This is a genomic window from Ectobacillus ponti (assembly GCF_024294785.1).
GTDB classification, from domain to species: Bacteria; Bacillota; Bacilli; order Bacillales; family Bacillaceae_G; genus Ectobacillus; species Ectobacillus ponti.
In genome coordinates this window covers 19,318-41,757 of sequence record NZ_JANCLT010000021.1, presented here as the reverse complement: position 1 = coordinate 41,757, position 22,440 = coordinate 19,318, and the positions used below count along the sequence as shown (strand labels likewise).

Annotated in this window: 22 protein-coding genes and 4 tRNA genes; 2 read left to right on the top strand and 24 right to left on the bottom strand. The window is 47.1% G+C overall.

The window, feature by feature from the left end; all coding sequences use genetic code 11:
• Both NK662_RS22240 and NK662_RS22235 read left to right on the top strand, forming a co-directional pair.
• Positions 1-223: hypothetical protein (locus NK662_RS22240; protein ID WP_254761171.1), on the top strand; the 223-nt coding region annotated here is incomplete at its 5' end.
• On the top strand, positions 220-2,196 hold the full coding sequence (locus tag NK662_RS22235) for a RecQ family ATP-dependent DNA helicase (RefSeq protein ID WP_254761170.1): 1,977 nt from the start codon (positions 220-222) through the stop codon (positions 2,194-2,196). The genes NK662_RS22240 and NK662_RS22235, both read left to right, overlap by 4 nt.
• 564 nt (positions 2,197-2,760) lie before the next feature.
• Here NK662_RS22235 and NK662_RS22230 read toward each other — a convergent pair.
• The 24 genes from NK662_RS22230 to NK662_RS22115 form a co-directional block, all read right to left on the bottom strand.
• Positions 2,761-3,243: a DinB family protein gene (locus tag NK662_RS22230; protein ID WP_254761169.1), complete on the bottom strand. Its 483-nt coding sequence runs from the start codon at positions 3,241-3,243 to the stop codon at positions 2,761-2,763.
• 25 nt (positions 3,244-3,268) lie between these two features.
• Entirely contained in the window at positions 3,269-3,748 is a 480-nt protein-coding gene (gene rlmH / locus NK662_RS22225) for a 23S rRNA (pseudouridine(1915)-N(3))-methyltransferase RlmH (protein ID WP_254761168.1), read from the bottom strand.
• Between the two features lie 80 nt (positions 3,749-3,828).
• Complete coding sequence (locus NK662_RS22220) at positions 3,829-3,993, bottom strand: CxxH/CxxC protein (protein ID WP_254761167.1); 165 nt, start codon at positions 3,991-3,993, stop codon at positions 3,829-3,831.
• Between the two features lie 64 nt (positions 3,994-4,057).
• Positions 4,058-5,251, bottom strand: a complete 1,194-nt coding sequence (locus NK662_RS22215) for a S1C family serine protease (protein WP_254761166.1) — start codon at positions 5,249-5,251, stop codon at positions 4,058-4,060.
• 64 nt (positions 5,252-5,315) lie between these two features.
• Positions 5,316-6,110, bottom strand: coding sequence for an exodeoxyribonuclease YycJ (gene yycJ / locus NK662_RS22210; RefSeq protein WP_254761165.1), 795 nt, complete (start codon positions 6,108-6,110; stop codon positions 5,316-5,318).
• 14 nt (positions 6,111-6,124) lie between these two features.
• Positions 6,125-6,922, bottom strand: a complete 798-nt coding sequence (locus tag NK662_RS22205; protein WP_254761164.1) for a two-component system regulatory protein YycI — start codon at positions 6,920-6,922, stop codon at positions 6,125-6,127.
• Positions 6,903-8,243: a YycH family regulatory protein gene (locus NK662_RS22200; RefSeq protein ID WP_254761163.1), complete on the bottom strand. Its 1,341-nt coding sequence runs from the start codon at positions 8,241-8,243 to the stop codon at positions 6,903-6,905. Before NK662_RS22200 ends, NK662_RS22205 begins: the two co-directional genes overlap by 20 nt.
• On the bottom strand, positions 8,240-10,072 hold the full coding sequence (walK, locus tag NK662_RS22195; protein ID WP_254761162.1) for a cell wall metabolism sensor histidine kinase WalK: 1,833 nt from the start codon (positions 10,070-10,072) through the stop codon (positions 8,240-8,242). Before walK ends, NK662_RS22200 begins: the two co-directional genes overlap by 4 nt.
• Before the next feature lie 3 nt (positions 10,073-10,075).
• Positions 10,076-10,783 (bottom strand): response regulator YycF, encoded by a 708-nt coding sequence (gene yycF / locus NK662_RS22190; protein ID WP_254761161.1) that lies wholly within the window; start codon positions 10,781-10,783, stop codon positions 10,076-10,078.
• Between the two features lie 194 nt (positions 10,784-10,977).
• Positions 10,978-11,050: transfer RNA gene (locus NK662_RS22185), tRNA-Phe, on the bottom strand.
• Between the two features lie 44 nt (positions 11,051-11,094).
• A tRNA-Asp gene (locus NK662_RS22180) sits at positions 11,095-11,170 on the bottom strand.
• A gap of 22 nt (positions 11,171-11,192) precedes the next feature.
• A tRNA-Glu gene (locus NK662_RS22175) sits at positions 11,193-11,264 on the bottom strand.
• A 13-nt stretch (positions 11,265-11,277) separates the two neighbouring features.
• Positions 11,278-11,353: transfer RNA gene (locus NK662_RS22170), tRNA-Lys, on the bottom strand.
• A 448-nt stretch (positions 11,354-11,801) separates the two neighbouring features.
• Positions 11,802-13,091, bottom strand: coding sequence for an adenylosuccinate synthase (locus tag NK662_RS22165; protein WP_254761160.1), 1,290 nt, complete (start codon positions 13,089-13,091; stop codon positions 11,802-11,804).
• Between the two features lie 202 nt (positions 13,092-13,293).
• Positions 13,294-14,643, bottom strand: coding sequence for a replicative DNA helicase (gene dnaB, locus NK662_RS22160; protein WP_254761159.1), 1,350 nt, complete (start codon positions 14,641-14,643; stop codon positions 13,294-13,296).
• 29 nt (positions 14,644-14,672) lie between these two features.
• Positions 14,673-15,116, bottom strand: a complete 444-nt coding sequence (rplI, locus tag NK662_RS22155) for a 50S ribosomal protein L9 (RefSeq protein ID WP_254761158.1) — start codon at positions 15,114-15,116, stop codon at positions 14,673-14,675.
• Complete coding sequence (locus NK662_RS22150) at positions 15,113-17,086, bottom strand: DHH family phosphoesterase (protein ID WP_254761157.1); 1,974 nt, start codon at positions 17,084-17,086, stop codon at positions 15,113-15,115. The genes rplI and NK662_RS22150 overlap by 4 nt, the downstream gene beginning before the upstream one ends.
• Positions 17,087-17,156: 70 nt before the next feature.
• On the bottom strand, positions 17,157-18,092 hold the full coding sequence (locus NK662_RS22145) for a YybS family protein (protein WP_254761156.1): 936 nt from the start codon (positions 18,090-18,092) through the stop codon (positions 17,157-17,159).
• 126 nt (positions 18,093-18,218) lie between these two features.
• Positions 18,219-18,455, bottom strand: coding sequence for a 30S ribosomal protein S18 (gene rpsR / locus NK662_RS22140; protein ID WP_254761155.1), 237 nt, complete (start codon positions 18,453-18,455; stop codon positions 18,219-18,221).
• A 44-nt stretch (positions 18,456-18,499) separates the two neighbouring features.
• Positions 18,500-19,033 (bottom strand): single-stranded DNA-binding protein, encoded by a 534-nt coding sequence (ssb, locus tag NK662_RS22135; protein ID WP_254761154.1) that lies wholly within the window; start codon positions 19,031-19,033, stop codon positions 18,500-18,502.
• Between the two features lie 24 nt (positions 19,034-19,057).
• Positions 19,058-19,345, bottom strand: coding sequence for a 30S ribosomal protein S6 (gene rpsF, locus NK662_RS22130; RefSeq protein ID WP_254761153.1), 288 nt, complete (start codon positions 19,343-19,345; stop codon positions 19,058-19,060).
• Positions 19,346-19,982: 637 nt separating this feature from the next.
• The gene (ychF, locus tag NK662_RS22125; RefSeq protein WP_254761152.1) at positions 19,983-21,083 is read right to left on the bottom strand and encodes a redox-regulated ATPase YchF; all 1,101 of its coding nucleotides are present in this window, start codon (positions 21,081-21,083) and stop codon (positions 19,983-19,985) included.
• Between the two features lie 152 nt (positions 21,084-21,235).
• Positions 21,236-21,442 (bottom strand): DUF951 domain-containing protein, encoded by a 207-nt coding sequence (locus NK662_RS22120; RefSeq protein WP_254761151.1) that lies wholly within the window; start codon positions 21,440-21,442, stop codon positions 21,236-21,238.
• Between the two features lie 14 nt (positions 21,443-21,456).
• On the bottom strand, positions 21,457-22,338 hold the full coding sequence (locus tag NK662_RS22115; RefSeq protein ID WP_254761150.1) for a mechanosensitive ion channel family protein: 882 nt from the start codon (positions 22,336-22,338) through the stop codon (positions 21,457-21,459).
• Between the last annotated feature and the right edge of the window lie 102 nt (positions 22,339-22,440).

Below are 22,440 nucleotides of genomic sequence, written 5' to 3'. Positions count from 1 at the left end.
ATTTTTAATAAAAAACGGAGCGGCAAGCCTCTGCACTTTTCGCTGCAATTCTCTGCACTTTCTGCTTGCAAAAAACAAGAAAGAGGCGGATAAGGTGGGCATTCAGATTTCAGAAAATTACCGTTATGTTTTAGTTGACAGCTTCCTGAGCTTTATTGCAAAATTCCATGCTGAAGATATCCAATCCATTTCTAGTAAATCGGAGGTAAAAGGCCAATTATGAGTGCTAATCCATTATTCAAACAACTCTTTCCCCAATTACATTTTAACCTAAAGGAATTTCAAGACTCTGTTATTCAGAAAGTCTTGGGTGGAGTCAACACCTTATGTATAATGCCTACGGGGGGCGGAAAATCGTTGATTTATTGGGTTGGAGGGCTTGGCCTCAAAGGTGTAACCATTGTCATTTCGCCACTAACCGCTCTGATTGATGAACAGGCATTGAGACTTGAGGAACACGGCTATACCGTCATGAGGCTGCATACCGGTGTAGATTCAAAGGAACAGATTACACAGCTAAAGCAATTTTATCATAAGGAATTCAATCCAGATTTTATCTTTGCCAGTCCGGAGAGAATTTCCACAGATGGCCTATTTGAGCACTGCATTAAACAGCGTAAGGATGACATTAAACTCATTGCTATCGACGAAATTCACTGTATTTCACAGTGGGGACATAGCTTCCGTCCCTTTTACCAGCATATCCCTACGTTCTTGAATCGGGTTTATGGCAAGGCATGGCCAACCGTTCTCGGCTTATCAGCTACATTAGACCAAGAAGAGATTACCGATATCTGCAACGCCTTTCATATTGAAAATAAATCGGTAATAAAGAGTGAATCACTAATTCGCTCTGAAATAGAATTAAAGAAGTTAAAATTCTCGAAGGAGAATGAGAAGGTAGAGAAACTTTGGCAACTACTCAGAATTCATAAGGAGGAGAAAGTACTGGTTTATGTTTACCGTGTTAATGGAAAAAACAGTACGGAAGAATTGGCTGTTGAAGCATGCCAAAGGGGCTATAGGGCAACCTATTTTCATAGTGGATTGTCATCAGAAGAAAAACAGGAAGTTATTAATCGCTTTAAAAATAATGAATTAAGTGTTGTGTTTGCAACTAATGCATTTGGCATGGGGATTGACATCCCGGATATTCGGGTGGTCATTCACTTTCTCATTCCTGAGTCGATTGCCCAATATTATCAAGAAGTAGGACGGGCTTCTCGTGATCAGTTAGCATCTAATGCTTATCTTTTGTACTCTGATAAAAATATTGACGTCAAAAGAAAGCATTTTATTGACAAGTCATTCCCATCAACAGAGGAATTGCAAAGGGCATTTGTCAAGATGACTAATCATAAAAAGGGATATCACACACTTCCCTACTTTGATGACAAGGAAATTCAAAAATGTCTTCCGTATTTTGTTAATACCGGTATGATTGACATTATCGCTAAAAGTATTATGCGGTTGGATGTTTTTTCAGAAATCTACAATGCTGAAATATCCTGGCTTCATGGGTTGACCACAACCAAAAACATTATTACCACAATGAAGAAAAGCGGAAAGCCAGTGGAAGAAATCAGCCATACCATTTTCGAAGCCATCGTCCATGACGAGGTGAGGCTCGAAAAATCCTTAGGAAAATGCTTAATCATTTACAGCCATATTGATAATTTGGATAAAGTAGCTCTTGATAGGCTGAAACAATGCTGTGAGATAAAACGGCAATATAAGCATGACCAACTAGACCATTTCTTACGTACAATTGAGTCCTGCGAGAGTTCGAAGGAACTGCATCAGGAAATTGGACGGCATCTCGGTGTGCCTAAATTTCTGTTGGACCGGATTTATATAACATGTAAAGGTGACCTGGTCCGATCCAAGTCAGAGGTGATTATTGCTAATCTACTGTACCAACATGATATTGAGTATGAATATGAGAAGAAATTGTATTATGGCCACCATCAGTGCCTGATACCGGACTTCACCCTGTACGTGAACGGGCAAGAATTTTATTGGGAGCACCTTGGCATGATTGGATTTAATGAATATGATGCCCGTTGGCTAGAAAAAAAATCCATTTATGAATTATATTTTCCGAATCAGCTCCTGATAACCTATGAGAATGCTACCTTGACAACATTGGTGAAGGACAGAATTAACTCACTATTTTCCCAAGCGCAGACTGATTGATTGAAGCTCCGCAAACTATTTACCATTCGTCTCACTATATATGTTTTTCCATTAGAGATAAGGCAACAACAAATAGTAATTATCATGAGAAAGAGAAAAGAATCTGATATTTTCTTTAATAGTTAAAAGGTGTCAGGCATCCATCAACATAGGGGTATCTCTCATTGCCTGACACCTTTAGTTCGATATTTTATATTCTCTGAAAATTATTGAATATGGGTATATGAGATGGTTACAATCGTTCATCACACAAGTCCCTACTGGAATTTTGAAGATAATTTCTCATTATTACCTCAACCCGGATATAGAGCATTAGATTTTCCACTTCCTTTAGAGAAGAGAAAAGAAATTTGGGGTTTTATGCTGTTAGATAACATCAATTAAACAATATGAACTCTTTTATTTGGAATTTATTAAAACAAAAAGAGCTTCACCTCACAAAAATGAGCTTTGAAATCTGTCAACAAAATACTTAATTCACTTATGATACGGTTCACCGCACCTATTTCACCCGCAGTTTTTCTACTAGGGAATAATATCTTGCCATACCCAGCACTGCCTCCCTCAATTGTCAGAGCCTTCAATCGCCCGTTGAATCGCAGAAATCACTCCCACATGCATACCTTCATGGTGTAAACTAAAAGTAAGAATTTCTCCGATTGTTTCCATCTTAAAACCAAGCCGAATAAAGGGCTTGATTGCTTTTTCCTGAAGGCAGTTGCCGAGAGCTTCCTTGATGTAAGCTGTTTGCCTTTTTAATTCATGGGATAGAGTTTGCAATGTTGGAGGTTCTATTTGCCATTCGCTTGGCTTCGTACGATTGCCAAATAAGGCAACAAACTCTGGAGAAAGCTGTTGCGGCAATCCTGCAAAGTTTGAAGCAAGCTGGTCTTGAACAATTAAAATATGGCCGATATTCCAACGGATCGTATTATTAAATCCCTTAGGCATGATATCAGCCTCATCTTCTCTAATAGATTCCACCTTTTGAAGAGTAATGGCCCGAACCACTTCCACTTGTCTAAGCACCATATCGTTCATCATCATACTTCTCCTCCTGTAACAGCTGCCTTTATTTGTGATAAGGCTCATTCCGGTTAATCCGAAACGCCCGATACACCTGCTCCAGCAGAATCAGCCGCATGAGCTGATGCGGGAAGGTCATCTTGGAGAAGGATAGTGTATCATTGGACCGCTTCATCACCGCATCACTCAAACCGAGCGAGCCGCCAATGACAAATGCCACCTTGCTTTTTCCATAGGTGGCCAGCCGGTCCATTTCCTTTGCCAGCTCCTCTGAAGAGCGCAGTTTCCCCTGGATGGCCAAGGCAATGACATGTGTATCATCACTGATCTTCTCCAGAATGCGCTTTCCTTCCTTCTCCTTCACCATTTCCATCTCTGCCTCGCTCAAATTTTCAGGAGCCTTCTCATCCGGCAGTTCCACAATCTCCATCTTGGCATACAAGGACAGCCGCTTCAGGTATTCGTCAATTCCTTGCTTTAAATATTTCTCTTTCAGCTTGCCAATTGAAATGATTGAGATATTCACATGTACTCTCCTCTTCATCCGATATTATCCACTAAGTTATCAACATATCCACAACCTTATCCACAACTGTGGAAAGTCTGTTATTGGTCTGAAACTACATAATTTGCGTTATTTTTGCAGAATTCACAGGTTTGTATCTGATCTGTTTGTTCATCCACACTGTGGATAACTGGCGCTGTTTGAAATTCGTCCACAATAATGTCCAATGCCAATTCCACGTGCTCTTGGCAGCAGCTGATATTCATGCTCGTTTCTCTCCTTATCTGCAGCAAAACAGAGGAAAACAGGAGAGAACCTCCCCTGTTTTCCTTAATAGTTCCCTGCACTCAATTTTACTGTTGCGGTTTTCTTATCGTTACTGCGGTAGAAGGTAAGCTTCATTTCTTCTCCGACCTTCTTGCTGTACAGCAGCGTCCGGAATTCAATAATGTCACGAACCGGCTTTCCATCAGCCTCAACAATTACATCATACTCCCGCAGTCCGGCACTCATTGCCGGTGACGGGCTCTTCACATCCAGGATACAAACGCCGTCGACAACATCCTGTGGGATTTCCAAGGTGCGGTCCAGATAATACCCTGGAATTTCATTCAAAGAGCGCAATTCCACTCCCAAGTATGGGCGCTGTACCTTGCCTGTCTTCTCCAGTTCATCAATCACTGGGAGGGCTCTTGAGATGGGAATGGCCAATCCAATGCCCTCCACCTCTTGGGCTGCGATTTTCATGGAGTTAATGCCAATCAGCTGTCCGGCAACATTGACAAGGGCTCCCCCGCTGTTTCCCGGATTGATGGCCGCATCTGTCTGCAGTACTTCAACCTGCCAATCATAATGGCCATCCTTATCCAAGTCAACTGGCACGATGCGCTCATTTGCGGAGATGATGCCCTGCGTGACTGTTCCGGAAAACTCCAGGCCGAGCGGGTTTCCGATGGCAATGGCCGGCTCTCCGCGGCGCACCTTTGTGGAGTCGCCGATTTCAATAACCTTCTTAACATCCTTGCTGCTGATCTGCAGCACAGCCAGATCTGTCACTACATCCCGTCCCAACAGCTTGGCTTCAGTCTTGCGGCCGTTGCTGAAGCTGACCTCCAAACGGGTTGCTCCTTCGACCACATGATTGTTTGTCACAATATAGGCCTTGTCTCCTGCCACCTTATAGATGACGCCGGAGCCTGTGCCGGCTTCCGCATCTGCCTCGGAGAAGCTGTCCTTTTGAATGTTGATTACACCCACTACTGCTTCTGACGCCTTATCCACAGCATCAACAAAGCCTGTCCGGACGTCCACATTCATGACCTGTGACGGCCCCTGTGAAACAGGCATCATCTGTGTTCCTCTTGCCTCAGATTGTCCTTCTCCACCCTGCGACCCCATTTTAGAGACAGTCGGCACGGCAAAAGCGAACAGGGCTGCACCTACGACAACACCGGCAATCCCTGTGTACGCAGCTGTCCTGTTTCGCTTTTTTTCCTTTGGATGCTGCTCGTCAGAGAACATCATAATCTGTCACCATTCCTTCCGAAAAACATACGTATACGCTTTTATTGTTTGCCAAAAAAGCAGATTATACGTATTGAATTTTCGTCGGATGCTTTGGGTCTGTGTCATGAACCTGGAAGGCCTGTCCCACAGCATGCCCCTTTTCCTCAAGCACCTGGGAGACGGCCAATCTGGCAAGCTCCTTCATATTGTTGTCCTGGCTCAAGTGGGCAAGGTAAATATGCTTTGTCTGGTCCGTGATGACATCATGCATGGCGAGTGCGGCATCCTCATTTGATACGTGGCCGACATCGCTGAGGATACGGCGCTTTACGCTCCAAGGATACCGCCCCATGCGCAGCATTTCCACATCATGATTGCTTTCGAAGATAAAGGCATCTGCTCCCTTGATGATGCCCTTCATCCGGTCGCTGACGTAGCCGGTGTCCGTAATCAGAGCCACCTTCTTATCGCCCTGGTGAAACACATAAAACATCGGCTCAGCTGCGTCGTGGGATACCCCGAAGGACTCTACCTCCAGGTCTCCAAATGTCTTTACCGTGCCTGTGGAGAATACGAACTTCTGATCAGTGGGAATTTCCCCGATCAACGGCTCCATCGCCCGCCATGTTTTTTCATTTGCATAAATAGGGAGTGCATACTTTCTGGCAAGCACTCCAAGTCCTTTAATATGGTCGCTGTGCTCATGGGTAACCAGGATGCCGCCCAGCTCCCGCGGATCCAACTGCACCTGCTGGAACAAGGCGTCTGTCGCCTTCCCGCTCAAGCCGGCATCCACCAGCAGCCTTTGCTTGTCTGTTCCGATGTAGAAGAGGTTGCCCGAGCTTCCACTGGAAAGAACACTGAAATGCAAGCTCATGTCTTCTCGCCCCTTCATGAATTATCCTTATCCATCTTAATAATCTGTCCTTCCACCGCATTGATAAAGTAGTCGTCTTTTCCATTCACGACAAAATGCCACGTTGGCGCGATCACCTGTATGCCGGCCGAATATGGCACCACCGTATAATAGCCCAGCTCCACCTTTGTCACGCGGTCTCCGGACTTCAGATTATTCTTCAAATACAGAGCTTCCAGGGCTTTGATGGCCGTAATGATATTTTGTGCCTTATCCTTGCCGCCAAGCTCTGTAATATCCGTCAGCATAGTCTGTGTGTAGGAGACAATCTCATCATGGTCATTCAGATTCATCTGGATTTGGGCATATTCGTTATGGAAAATGTTCTTCCCCTTATACTGCTGGAAGAAGTAAATTTTCCCTTCCTTTTGCTCAATCCGCCAATACTTATACTTAGGCCCATCAAGCACATAAGTCCGCAGGAATTCTTCAAAGAAATAGCCGCGGTCGCTCTTAGGGACGGAAATAGGCTCCTTCAGCTTTGCATACAGCATGGTGTTTGTGTTGGATAAGGAAGCTGTCTGGTCCCGCAGGCCCTTGAGATCCGCTTCCTTAAACACTCTGCTCTTGCCGCTTATATACGTCTCTTTGATTTGTTCCTTCGGCAAATCTACATAGGTGATCTTATCTGCTTCCAGTTGCTCCTCCACCGATGTCTCTGTCATCAGTTCCACCTGAGAATCATTGCGCTTTTGCAGAAACTGCACGAGCAGAAAGATATCAAGGATCAGAAATGTAATAATGAAGATGGTTTTAATTTTGTTCCAATCCACTGATCTCTCCTCCTGCATCACTTACAGTTACCTTTACATATCTGTCATTATACTTAATGTACCAAATGGGATTCAGCTTGACTGCCACCAGGTGTTCATTCTCCAGCCCAAGCTGCGGCTCCAGCTCATAGCCGACATTAATATCCTCAATGCCCTGCATATTCACCTTGTTGCTCTTTTCAATAAAAGCCTGGATGGCTTGTCCGGATGGCAGACTGACCTGATCCTCTTCCTTCTTTTCAAGGAAAAGCCGGAACAGCGGGCGTTCATATGCTTTTAATTCATTTGTCCCCCACGTCAGCTTCAAGGCTGCCATGCCATTTGCATTAAATACAGGGAGATCTCCTTCATACACCCGGAAAATGGCTTTTCCGCGCTTTGCCTGAATTTCATCCAGGCGGTACGTATCCGACCAGCCGCCATGGCTATTCACGAAATCAACGCTCTGCTGCACCAATGAGCTGCCGATTAAATACTGGCTGCCGGAAACAGTGGGGTTTTCATACCGGAGCATACGGTTTTCCTTAAAAATGCGCAAGAGCCGGGTGCCGTCTGTGTAGACATCCGATGATCCTGCATCATCCTTTTTCACATATCTCGGGTCCGTAAACAGCACATTTTTAAATTGCTCTTCTAAAAGGTTGCTCGTTACATACAGCTTGCGCGGCAGGGAAGTGCTTGCTTCCGGCAGAAAGACAGCCTTTGTTTCATTGAGCTTGTATAAAAAGTAGCTGGGCGCCTTTTCCTTGATAGCCGCTTGCTCCCGCTCCAAATCCTTAAGCGCGACACCCTTCATCACTGCCTCATATACTTTCCTTGCTTCATAGGAAACAAAATACACGTCCACGTTGTTATCCCGGCTCTCTGCTGTATCAATAACAATCCGGTCAAAGCTGTAATCTTCTATGTCCTTATCCTTGAAGTTCAGCACCTTCCGGATTGTATGGAGAGATATTTCTGCAGGAAAAACAAACTCCATTTTCCCTTTTCCATGCATGAAAGAAAGAAATTCATCCTTGGCAACAGAAGCGGAGCGGTCATGCAGATTTTGAAACTCCCCTTTTTCCAGCAACCGGTACAGAGAGGCATTCAGACTGTTGGAGTAGCTGACTTTATGGCTGTTTTCTGTATGGATGGCCACGCGTGAAGGATATACCACCTCATTCATTTCCTTCTTCGCCACAGCCGGGACATCCTGGATATATTTCGTGTTGGATTGGGCGTCAGAGTTCGGCTGATAGGTCCAAAGGCTGTAGGTAAGTGCCAGGCTCATCCCGACAAGGACCGTCAGAATTGCTGTTTTGAAGGTCTCTATATTCATTCCCATTCATCCTCTTGCTCTTTTTCCATGGGAAGAGTGAAGTAAATTGTCGTACCTTTTCCTTCTTCACTTTTCGCCCAAATCGCTCCGCCGTGCGCCTGCACCATTTCCTTCGCGATTGCCAGACCAAGCCCTGTGCCGCCCAACTGGCGGGAACGGGCCTTGTCCACCCGGTAGAAGCGGTCAAAAATCTTATCCACATTCTCCTTCGGGATTCCCACGCCCTGATCGCTGATGCTGATTTCCAATACATCATCACGGTCCCGCAAGCGGTACGTGATGGTGCCGCCTTCCGGGGAATACTTCATGGCATTGGAAATAATGTTATAGAGCACCTGCGTAATTTTATCCTCATCAATTTCCAGGAAGCGCACCTTTTTAGAGAAGGCCCGCTTGAAGGTGACATTCTGTTCCTTGGACATTTCAAAGCGGTCAATAATCCGGTTGAAGAACTCTGTGAAATCCACCCATTCCTTCATGAGGCGGTATTCTGTGCTGTCCATCTTGGAAAGCTTCAACAGGTCATTCACAAGCCGGATCATGCGCTCTGTTTCATCCTGCGCCACGGACAAGAAACGCGGCGCCAGCTCCTGGTCCTGCCAAGCGCCTTCGCCCAACGCTTCAATGTAGCTTCTCATCGTTGTCAGCGGCGTCCGCAGCTCGTGGGATACGTTCGCCACAAACTCCCGCCGTTCCCGGTCAATCCGTTCCTGCTCCGTTACATCATAGAGGACTGCGATTAAACCATTTGCCTTTCCTGTTTCCTTCTGAATAACAGAGAAGCTGGCACGTAAAATATATGGCTCCTCCCGTGTGCTGAAATCCAGCAGAACAGAATCCGGCTCCTCAAACAGGTTATCCAGCGTATATTCCTCCTGAATGCCGAGGACTTCAAGAATCGGCTGGTCCAGCGCTGTTTCACGTGAAACATTCAGCATCTTTTCCGCCGGGTCATTCAAAAGGATAATACGGCCCTTGCGATCAGTGGCAATCACGCCATCCGTCATATGGGACAGAACTGAAGTCAGCTTTCTCCGCTCGCTCTCTGTCGAAGCCCGTGCCTGCTGAAGCTTCTTGGACAGGTTATTAAAGGCCAATGCCAGCTGGCCGATTTCATCATAGCCATATACCTTTACCTTGCGGGAATAGTTTCCCTTTGCCATCTCAACAGCCTGCCGCCTCATATCAGAAATAGGGCGGGTGATTGTCTGGGCCAGCAAAATCCCCAATACAGCCGTGACGAGCAAGGCGATGACGGTTCCGGTTGCAAAGATTTGATTAATGACCTTCATTTGGTCATAGACATCCTTCATTGAGGCAACCGTATAGATAACACCGCTTACCCGGCCATCTGTCTGAATGGGGGAGGCCGTAATCTGCATCCGATCCCCTGAATTCTGCTGCAGCTCTGTGCTCCGTTCCTCCTTGCCGCTCAGAAGGGCACGCTTGACAATCAGCTCCGTCGTTTTCTTGCCGACAATGCTCTGATTGGCATCAGAGGTTGCAATAACCCGGCTGCTCGTTGCGTCAATAATCCGGACCTCCTGAATATCCCCCTTTAAATTTTGGGTGAAATCCTGCAGAAGCCCCCGTATATCTACCTCTGTTTTTGCATTCTTATCTTCTTCAGCCTTTTTCATCTCCTGCTTCAGGTTGTACTCCAGCAGCTTTGTCCGCTGCGTTAAGGACTGCTGGAAGTTATCGACAAGCTTGGACTCCAGCTCCTGCACGAAATACACCCCGATGATCTGCATGGCAAGCAGGATCAACAGCATATAGATAAGAACAAACTTCAGATGAATGGACTGAAAGAATCCAACTTTTTTCATTGTCTACTCCTGTTCTGGATCACGCAAATAATAGCCGACTCCCCGTCTTGTAACAATCAGAGTAGGGTGGCTTGGATTGTCTTCAATCTTCTCGCGCAGGCGGCGTACTGTCACATCCACTGTGCGTACATCGCCAAAGTAGTCATAGCCCCACACAGTCTGCAGCAGGTGTTCACGTGTCATAACCTGTCCCAGATGCTTGGCCAAATAATGCAGCAGTTCAAATTCTCTATGTGTAAGCTCAATGCTCTCATCACGCTTCGTCACACTATACGCATTCGGATTAATCAGAATAGGTCCAATTACAAGCTCTGTATTTTCTTCTTTATCCGCACTTCCTGTATTCTGATGGCGGCGCAGGTTTGCTTTTACACGCGCCAATAATTCTCTCGTGCTGAACGGCTTCGTGACATAATCGTCCGCCCCGAGCTCCAGCCCCAATACTTTGTCAATTTCAGAGTCTTTTGCTGTCAGCATAATAATGGGCATTTCAAAGCTCTTGCGCACTTCCCTGCACACCTCAAGGCCGTCCTTGCCCGGCAGCATGATGTCCAATAGAATCATATCGGGCACTTCAGCCTGCACCTTTTCAATGGCTTCTTCCCCGTCGTGGGCCAGTACAATTTCAAAGCCTTCCTTCTCCAAATTGAACTTCAGAATGTCTGCAATTGGTTTTTCATCATCTACAATGAGGATTTTCTTTCCCATCATCACAACACACTTCCCTTCACAATATATAGCAGCAGTTCTTTCCCTGCCTATGTATCTGTTACAGAAAAACCTCTAGCGTGCGGCTAGAGGCTTTTATCCACTTCTATTGTAAAAGAATTGTCTGCATTTGTAAAACCGCTTCCGGTTCGGCAAAATAAAAAAGATATTAAGATTCCTCTTAATATCTTGGGAAGTGGCTCGGGACGGAATCGAACCGCCGACACGAGGATTTTCAGTCCTCTGCTCTACCGACTGAGCTACCGAGCCAAAAAGGTATCTATGTAAAACCGCTTCTTTGCGGTGAAACAAAGTGGCGGTCCCGACCGGGATCGAACCGGCGATCTCCTGCGTGACAGGCAGGCATGTTAACCGCTACACCACGGGACCATGGGCAAACATATATATGAAGTGACCCGTACGGGATTCGAACCCGTGTTACCGCCGTGAAAGGGCGGTGTCTTAACCGCTTGACCAACGGGCCACAGTGAAAAGAATGGTGAGCCATGAAGGACTCGAACCTTCGACCCTCTGATTAAAAGTCAGATGCTCTACCGACTGAGCTAATGGCTCTTGCACGGAGACATTTTCCGCCTCAATAAGTAGCGGGCACAAACGACGTCCTCACCTCGGTATGATTACTCGAAGATGCGGCTCGGCGAGTACGCTGCAGCAATAGCTTCGAAGCGTATTCAATCGTGCTCTACCGACTGAGCTAATGGCTCTCATATTACCAGCTTCCGACAACATGATTTGCTTGAACAAACGACGTCCTTAAGTAGCTTCCTGGATGTTGTTCGGTGAGTATGCTTTCACGCATATCTAACTTTGTGCTGTGCCTCCACAGCGGACAACTCAAACTCACATTTTGTCGTTTTCTGACGACAAGATTCATAATATCATAGGGTTCTATACTACCGCAACCCCTAATTTTAATTTTTTTCAAAAGAAAAAAACCTGTACACACAGGTTTTCCTCTTCATACTATATCGGATTGCAGACGCCTCTGCAAGCTATTTCTTTATACGCCGTATACGTTGCGGATAATGTTCGTTTGGTTGCGGTCCGGGCCAACAGAGAAGACAGAGAGTGGAATGCCTGTCAGCTGAGATACGCGCTCCAGATAATGTCTTGCATTTTCCGGCAGCTCATCCAATGTCTTCACGCCAGTGATATCCTCTGTCCAGCCTGGGAACTCTTCATATACAGGCTCGCATTGGGACAGAACCTTCAGGCTTGCCGGGAATTCATTGATGATTTCACCTTGATATTTGTACGCAACACAAATTTTCAGAGTTGGAATTCCTGTCAGAACGTCGATGGAGTTCAGGGACAGGTCTGTGATTCCGCTGACGCGGCGTGCATGGCGCACCACTACGCTGTCAAACCAGCCAACGCGGCGCGGACGTCCTGTTGTTGTACCATACTCGCGGCCAACCTCACGAATCTGGTTTCCAATTTCATCATGCAGTTCTGTTGGGAACGGGCCGTCGCCTACACGAGTTGTATAAGCCTTACATACGCCGATGACGCGGTTGATCTTGGAAGGACCAACACCGGAGCCGATTGTCACACCGCCCGCAATCGGGTTGGAGGATGTAACGAACGGATACGTTCCTTGGTCGATATCGAGCATAACGCCCTGCGCGCCTTCAAACAGCACACGGCGGCCTTCATCCAACGCGTCGTTCAGGACAACAGATGTGTCGCAGATGTACTTTTTCAGCTGTTGGCCGTACTCATAGTACTCTTCAAAGATATCTTCGATGTTGAAGCCTTCTGCATCATACATCTTTTCAAACAGACGGTTCTTCTCGTTCAGGTTGCGCTCCAGCTTTGTATAGAATTCTTCACGATCCAACAGGTCCGCCATCCGAATGCCGATGCGGGCTGCCTTATCCATATACGCCGGGCCGATTCCCTTCTTCGTTGTGCCGATCTTATTATCGCCCTTGCGCTCTTCCTCCAGCTCATCCTGCTTCAGATGGTATGGCAGGATCACATGGGCGCGGTTGCTGATGCGCAGGTTTTCTGTGCTGACATTATGGCCATGCAGATATTCCAGCTCTGCAATAAGAGCCTTTGGGTCTACTACCATGCCGTTGCCGACAACACAAACCTTCTCTTTATAAAAAATACCGGATGGAATCAGGTGAAGTTTATAGCGTTCTCCGTTGAACACAATTGTATGGCCGGCATTATTTCCGCCCTGGTAGCGTGCAACTACCTCTGCATGCTGAGAAAGGAAATCTGTAATTTTGCCTTTTCCTTCATCGCCCCATTGTGTTCCTACAACTACTACTGAAGACATTCGATGCACCTCCAAGATTTTAAACGAACTAAAATAACAACAATATTGTATCAAACAGGTGCAAAAAGTCAACCTAAAAACGAACATTTAAACAAAAATAACAAGTCTTTGTTCGCATAAATCAAGTTTAACTTCCTGCGTCAACGTTTACATTTTAGTTTTCACAAAAAAAGAAGAACAAACCATAGAGATTTGTTCTTCCTTAGGAAGCATCATCGAACCTGCGCTCCAGGTTGACGAATTTATTATATTCCTTTACAAAAGCAAGCTCCACTGTCCCAACCGGGCCGTTACGCTGCTTGGCAATGATGATTTCAATGATATTCTTACTCTCTGATTCCTTATCATAGTAATCATCGCGATACAGGAAGGCCACAATATCGGCATCCTGCTCAATACTTCCCGATTCACGGATATCCGACATCATCGGACGCTTATCCTGACGTGATTCCACACCGCGGGACAGCTGGGACAGGGCGATAACCGGCACCTTCAGCTCACGCGCCAAGGCCTTCAAGGAACGGGAAATCTCAGAGACCTCCTGCTGGCGGTTCTCGCCGCCGCGGCCGCTTCCTTGGATGAGCTGCAAATAGTCAATCAGGATCATGCCAAGGCCATGCTCCTGCTTCAGACGCCGGCATTTGGCCCGAATCTCAGAAACACGGATACCCGGTGTATCGTCAATATAGATACCGGAGCTCGCCAATGTGCCCATGGCAATGGTGAGCTTAGACCAGTCATCTGTTGTCAGAGAGCCGGTACGCAGCCGTTGTGCATCAATATTTCCCTCTGCACAAAGCATACGCATAACCAGCTGGTCGGCACCCATTTCCAGGCTGAAGATTGCCACGTTCTCATCTGCCTTTGTCGCCACGTTCTGGGCGATATTCAGGGCAAAGGCTGTCTTACCCACAGAGGGACGCGCCGCTACAATAATCAGGTCATTCCGTTGAAAGCCGGCCGTCATCCGATCCAGCTCAGTGAAGCCTGTGGGTATCCCGGTAATATCTCCCTTTCGGTGATGCAGCAGCTCAATCTTATCGTAGGTTGTGACCAGGACATCCTTGATTTCCTGAAATCCCTTTGTGTTCTTTCGCTGGGAAACCTCGAGTATTTTCTTCTCAGCTTCATTCAGCAGCCCCTCAACATCGCCTTCCCGCTCATAGCCCTCTGTCACAATCAGCGTGGCAGTGCGGATCAAGCGGCGCAGAATGGATTTCTCCTCGATGATGCGGGCATAGTACTCTACGTTTGCGGCAGTCGGCACGGCATTTACCAAATCCGCCAAGTAGGCGACGCCGCCTATTTCTTCAAGAAGACCCTGATTCACCAGCTCTGCAGAAACGGTGACAATATCTATCGGTTCACCCTTATCAGAAAGCCTTAGAATCGCATCATAAATCCGTTGGTGGGCCACCCGGTAAAAATCCTCCGGCTGCAAAATTTCGGATGTGGTTGTCAAAGCCTCCGGTTCAATCAGAATGGCCCCCAAAACGGCCTGTTCAGCTTCAATATTCTGCGGAGGAGTGCGATCTGCAAAAGCCTCTGTCATCCGTACAGCCCCCCTCTCATTCGCTCAGCTCATTGCTCCGTTACATGCACCTTCAAGGTTGCAGTCACTTTTGGATGAAGCTTCACCGGCACATTTGTATGGCCAAGCGTGCGGATGGCTTCCATATCAAACTTACGCTTATCAACTTTAATATTGTGCTTCTTTTGCAGCTCATCAGCTACCTGCTTGCTTGTAATGGAACCAAACAGGCGGCCGCCTTCCCCGGATTTCGCCTTCAATTCAACGGTCAGCTGCTCCAGCGTTTCCTTCAGCTTTTCGCAGTTTTCCAGCTCAATTTGCGCGTCCTTGTCTTCCTTGCGCTTTTGGGCATCCAGCGTTTTCACATTTGCATTGCTCGCCTCAACAGCAAGCCCCTGCTTCAATAGGAAGTTATGCGCGTAGCCGTCTGCCACGTTCTTCACTTCACCCTTTTTTCCTTTTCCCTTTACATCCTTCAGAAAGATTACCTTCATGACTTTGTTCCTCCCTCTAAATACTCCTCAATTGCGGCCTGCAGCTGTGCCTCTGCCTCTGAGAGCGAAATATTCTGCATCTGTGTGGCGGCATTCGTTAAATGGCCGCCTCCGCCCAGAGTCTCCATGATAAGCTGCACATTGACTTCGCCAAGAGAACGGCCGCTGATCCCTATCATTTTATCATGCCGGTTTGCAATGACAAAGGATGCTGTCACACCTGTCATGGTCAAAAGTGTGTCAGCCGCCTGCGCAATCAGCACCTGCTCACAGAGCTGATTCTCCTCCGCCTTTGCAATGGCAATGCCATTTTTATAGATATAGGCATGCTGCAGCGTTTTCGCAATCTGCAGATAGTGTTGCATATCCTCCTTCAGCAGCTTCTGCACCAGCACGGTATCTGCTCCGTGTGAACGCAGATAGGAGGCCGCGTCAAACGTCCGGGCGCCGGTCCGGAAGGTGAAGCTCTTCGTATCTACAATCATCCCCGCCAATAAGGCTGTTGCCTCCAGCATGTTCATCTTCAGACGCTTCGGCTGATACTCCAGAAGCTCTGTAACAAGCTCTGCAGTGGAAGAGGCATACGGCTCCATGTACACCAGCAGCGGGTCATCAATGAATTCCTCTCCGCGCCGATGGTGGTCGATGACGACTACATTCTCAATCTTATTTAACAGCCCCGGCTCAATCACCATGGAAGGCTTATGTGTATCAACGATTACAAGAAGAGATTCTTCCGTTGCAAGCTCAAATGCCTGCTCCGGGCTGATAAAGCGGCTCCACAGGTTGGGATACTGCTTAATCTCCTGCATGAGGCGCTGCACGCCTTTATCCAAGTTATTCTCGTCCAGCACGATATATCCTTCACGCTGATTTAAATCGGCTACCTTTAAAATCCCAATGGCCGCGCCGATCGCATCCATATCAGGCAGCTTATGCCCCATAATCAGGACATTGCTGCTTTCGAGCACCAAATCCTTTAATGCATGGGAAATCACACGGGCACGCACCCTTGTTCTCTTTTCTACAGGGTTGGTCTTGCCGCCATAGAACTTTGCTTTGCCGCTCATTTGCTTAATGGCCACCTGGTCTCCGCCGCGCCCAAGCGCCAAATCCAAGCCCGACTGCGCCAAGGCGCCGAGCTCTGTCAGGGACAATGCGCCCGAGCCCACCCCAATGCTTAAGGTCAACGGGATATTGCGCTTAGATGTTTCCTCACGCACTTGGTCTAAAATATCAAATTTCACTCTTTCCAGCTGGGCGAGGATGCTCTCATTCAATACAGCAAAAAAACGCTCGGAAGAAGCCCTCTTTAAGTACATGCCATACTTCAGCGCCCACTCATTCAGCACCGCTGTGACAAGGCTGTTGATATTGGTCCGGAGCTGGTCATCCAGGCCCTGGGTCACCTCATCATAATTATCCAAATAAATAACTGCCAGAACGGTACGCTGATCCTCATACATTTTTTCAATCTGCGTCTGCTCCGTTACGTCAAAGAAATACACCAATTGCTCCTCGCGCCGGACAAATACACGAAATTTCCGTTTGTTCAACGTGACTACATCTGTATCCAGCTCCTGCTTCACAATCATGGGCAGCGTTTCGGACAGCTCATACAAGTGCCAGCCGGCCAAGGAATGATATCCAAAACAGGAGGCCAAATATGGATTTGCCCAATCAATTCCATAATCACGGTTATACAGCAGAATTCCAATTGGCATTTGATTTAAGGCTTCATCACTGACCTTCTTCACCCTGGTGATCATATCAGAGGTATACTGCTCCAAGTTCTTTCTGAACAAGAGTTCCAATTTAATTAAAAAGAACAGAATGAACCCGAAGGCAAGGAAGGCTGCAATCCCAATCACCCAATGATAATAGGCCAAGATCGCAATTAAGATAAGCGTGAAGAAGATTAAGGAATAGATTGGATAGAGAAACTTCTGTTTCTTATAGAACTCAGGCATATATTCAACCCCTGTTAACAAACTTGATCTATGCCATTTGCAGCAATGTGCACCAGCCTCTCAGAGCTCTTTACGCCCGTTTGAGCAATCTCCGCAACGAAAAGCCTAGGTCAATTATACCTAAGAAGCTGTATATAGAAAATAAAATTGGAATCAGGAAGCCCAATATACCTGCCACAATCGGAACCGCCTTTGGATATCCTCTGACATGGGCAAAATACGCAAGGAAGGCCAAGCCGTGCAAGGCCGTCAGAAACTGAAAGATGATGTTTGCATTCAACAATGCCATGTAAAGGAAGGACTTCTCGGCCGGCCTTACAAAGATGGATACAAGCAGGATCACAATATACAGAAGCAGCAAATGCCGCGGCAGCTGTATATCTCTAAAGGGAGGCCATGGCGGCACAGACAGGCGCAGCTTCTTTAGAATAGGCACCGTAACAGCCTGTGTCACAAATGCAAGCATGGCTGCCCCCATCACAAACATGGCGGGCAATAAATACTGCACGGTGTCCATTACTTTTCGGAACTGGTCAATGGACTGTGTGTTGGCCGAACCTGTGAGCTTCGCAAATTTCTCTGCCTGCTGCAAGGATTCCTCCATAGTCGTCCGCAGTTGCTGGAGCATGTCGAACTCCAGGAACTTAACGCTTACCACGTACAGCACGACAAAGTTCAACAGGATGACGACCGTACTGGCCAGGAAGGTTTCCACTTGCCCCTTGCCGCGCTGATACATCCAGCCAATCACAATGCCGGTTAATCCTGATAGGATGGTATTTATGATATTCAGAGGTGAACTTAAAATAAACGTGACACCTGAAGCAGCAACAAGCAGAACTGCCGTATACCTGATGTGATGCCTCATTGTAAAGATGATAAAAGGAAGGGGGAGCACAAAGGTCGTCAGCAGACCCAGCAGCGGGATATACATGCTGCTCAGCAGCAGCACTGCATAGATTGCCAGCAGGACAGCCCCTTCCGTCAAACGTCTCGCATTTCTCAATACATTTTCCCTCTCTTCATACCTGCTTCCTCTATTGTAACCGTTTTCCATTTATAACTAAACAAATTACCCGCATAAATAAAATGCACAGTAAAGGAAAGCCTTTACTGTGCATCAGTCACATGCTTATTCTGCAACATATGGCAGAAGTGCCATTTGACGAGCGCGCTTGATCGCGATAGTCAGCTTGCGCTGATAACGAGCGCTAGTTCCAGTCACACGACGTGGAAGAATCTTACCGCGTTCAGAAACGAAACGCTTCAAAAGATCTACGTCCTTGTAATCGATTTTAGAGATGCCGTTTGCAGTGAAGAAGCAAACTTTACGACGCTTCGCGCGTCCACCTTTACGTCCCATAGCCATTGAAATTCCCTCCATTCATTGGAAAAGTTTGTCCGTGCTGTATATTAAAACGGTAAATCGTCGTCCGAAATGTCAATCGGTTGACCTACGTTGGCAAACGGATCATCATTATTTCTCGTAAAGCCAGGATTGCCCTGGTTTTGACGAGCTGGCGCTCCGCCGCCGTAAGGATTTTGCGCCGGACCTTGATCATAGCCGCCAAAGCCCTGCGCCTGTGGCTGCTGATTGTAAGAGCCGCGCTGCTCTCCGCCGCCGCTGTTACGAGGCTCCAGGAACTGCACGCTCTCTGCGACAACCTCTGTCACATAGACACGCTTACCGTCTTGTCCCTCGTAATTACGAGTCTGCAGACGGCCATCAACGCCGGCCAGGCTTCCTTTTTTCAGGAAGTTCGCTACGTTCTCAGCTGGCTTTCTCCATACCACACAATTGATAAAGTCAGCTTCGCGCTCACCTTGTTGATTGGAAAATGCACGGTTCACAGCCAGTGTGAAAGTAGCTACCGCAACGCCGCTTGGCGTGAAGCGCAATTCTGGATCCTTCGTTAATCGTCCGACGAGTATCACGCGATTCATCAATCGAACCACTCTCCCTATCTATTCTTATTCTTCGTCTTTAATTACGATGTGACGAATGATATCTTCGTTGATCTTAGCCAGACGCTCGAACTCTTGCACTGCTGCAGGAGTAGCGTTTACGTCCAATAGCATGTAGATACCATCACGGAAATCGTTGATTTCATAAGCCAAGCGACGCTTGCCCCACTCTTTCACGTTTGTCAGTTCCGCACCTTGGTCAGCAAGAACGTTGTTAAAACGCTCTACAAGAGCCTTTTGAGCTTCTTCTTCCATGTTTGGGCGGATGATGTACATGATTTCGTACTTTCTCATCTCGGTTACACCTCCTTTTGGTCTAAGCGGCCCTTAACGGGCAAGGAGCAATTAACAGTAATCACTCACGAGTTTAAATTATATCATAGTAGGTTGGGGGAAGCAACTTAAGGAAGGAAAAACCTTAAAAGATTTAAAAATCTAAAAGGATTTAAAACCTTTTCTTTTTACATGGGCATAGGCTATATAACTTTGCGGAGAGCGGTCAAACCTTACGAAGTGTCCTCTCACAGGGATTTGACAGTGCTTCGGCTCAATGGAGTGGACGCACAGGGACTTTGTGACCAGTTCCAGACCATGGAGGAATTCTGCTTCCACTTAGGCTGTGTAACCTTGCAGAGAGCGGTCAAACCTTACGAAGTGTCCTCCCGCAGGGATTTGATAGTGCTTCAGTTCAATGGAGTGGGGCAGTTGGACTTTGTAGTCCCTCTTTATGAGGAAGCATATTCCAAACTCTTTGTTAATCCCAATATACAGGCCTTCTGGCAGATACACAATTTGAGAATGACGCGATTCTGTTTGTTAGCTTTCTCAATATGCCGAAGGTTCTTTCATGCTTCACAGGCTGGGGAATAAAAATGTACAGCTTCAAACAGTAAAGAAGCATCCTTCGCGGAAACGAGGATGCTTCTTGTTTTTACACGTTAAAGCGGAAATGTACAACATCTCCATCTTGCATGATATATTCTTTTCCTTCCAGACGAACCTTGCCGGCTTCGCGGGCTGCGTTCATGGAGCCGTAGTGCAGCAGGTCATCGTAGGAAACTGTTTCCGCACGGATGAAGCCGCGCTCGAAGTCTGTGTGGATGATGCCCGCACATTGCGGTGCCTTCATGCCGCGGCGGAAGGTCCACGCGCGAACCTCTTGTACGCCGGCTGTGAAGTACGTAGCCAGGCCAAGAAGGTGGTAAGCGGCACGAATCAGCTGATCCAGACCGGACTCCTGGATGCCCAGTTCTTCCAGGAATACTTTCTTTTCTTCTTCATCCAGCTCAGAAATTTCAGCTTCGATTTTCGCACAAACAATAATTACTTCAGCATTGTCAGCAGCCGCAAACTCGCGCACCTGCTGTACATAAGGATTTTCAGATGGATCTGCCACTTCATCCTCACTCACGTTTGCCACATACAGCATCGGCTTTGTTGTCATCAGATGCAGGCCCTTAACAATCTTCATTTCCTCTTCCGTGAACTCCACTGTGCGGCCGGCTTTTCCTTCTTCAAAAGCTTCCTTCAGACGCACCAGAATCCCATGCTCGGCTGCCGCTTCCTTATCCTTTTGCTTCGCAAGCTTTGCCACACGGTCAATACGCTTGTCCACGGATTCCAGGTCAGCCAGAATCAGCTCCAGGTTGATGGTTTCAATATCCGCAATCGGATCTACCTTGCCAGCTACGTGTGTAATATTCTCATCTTCAAAGCAGCGGACAACTTGGCAAATCGCATCCACCTGGCGAATATGGGACAAGAATTTGTTCCCCAGACCTTCACCCTTGCTCGCACCCTTTACGATGCCGGCAATGTCAGTGAACTCAAATACTGTCGGTACAGTTTTCTTCGGCTGCACCAGCTCAGTCAGCTTTTGCAGGCGCTCGTCCGGCACCTCTACAATTCCGACGTTCGGGTCAATCGTACAGAACGGATAGTTCGCGGACTCTGCACCTGCTTGTGTAATTGCATTAAACAATGTGGACTTGCCTACGTTCGGCAATCCGACGATACCAGCTGTTAATCCCATTTTTTTCACTCCTGTAAATTAAAAAGGCACCGGCCCCATCCTGCTCTCCTCACGTACAAGAGCAAGCAGGCCGGCACCATTCTTCTTAGAATCAAACCTTTTTTCATTATAGAGAGTACAGCAGGAAATGACAAGCCAGCCAAGGCTGCCCGTTAATCCTGCTGCTCATGCTTCACCAAAATTTTTCTGACCTTCCTGTCAAACTCACGCCGCGGGATGAGCACGGAATGGGCACAGCCTTCGCACTTCACCCGGATATCCATGCCCATCCGAATGATCTTCCAGCGGTTTGCTCCGCACGGATGCGGCTTCTTCATTTCAACCACGTCATTCAAGTCATACTGCTTATCTGCTGACATACATCTCTCTCCCCTCAATGTACCTTCTCTTTTTCCTGCCCTTGACGATTATATAAAACCATTCTTGGATAAGGAACCTCAATTCCATGCTCATCCAGCCGCAGCTTAATTTCCTTGCGCATCACCCTTGCCATGGCAAAATGCTGCATCGGCTGCACTTCTGCCGTAACTCGGAGTGTCACCTCTGAAGCGCCAAGCTGCTGCACACCCAACAACTGGGGCCGTTCGATTAAAGACTCATACTTTGCCGGCATTTCATCCAGAAGCTGTTCAATAATGCGCTCTGCCTCTTGGATATCACTCTCGTAGGAAATGTTGACATCCACAAACGCTACACTGTTACTTATGGAAAAATTCGTGACTTCCTTGATAATTCCATTCGGCACAATATGGACTTCCCCTGTCCAGCTCTTAATTTTTGTCGTCCGCAATCCAATTTCCTCTACAGTTCCTTCGAAATGGCCAATCCGAACATAATCACCAACCGAGAATTGATCCTCCAGCAAAATGAAAAATCCGGTGATGACATCACGGACCAGGTTTTGTGCTCCAAAACCAACCGCAAGGCCGATTACCCCGGCCCCAGCAATCAGGCCCTTTGTGTCAATCCCAAGAACGCCCAGAATCATGACAATTACAATGAAAAACACCACATATGTAAGTATGTTTTCCAATAACTTAGAAATAGTAGCAATTCGCCGCTCCGATAATTGAATGGGTGCCCGTGTACGGACACGGAAAGCATTCTGAACAATAACTCTTCCCACCCGGATGACAACACTTGCTGCTGCCAAAATGAAGATTATCTTCAAGATGCCCATTCCTATATTCTGCCAGATCTCCTCATTCAATAGGTACTTCGTAAATTTGTCATACGCATCGCCAAACCAATTCATACTGTCCCGCCTCTCAAGCTTTGATGTTCATCCTTATATTGTAGCAAATCACAAAAAATGCTCCGAAGAAAATGTGGTTACGATTTCTTTATTTTTTCATGA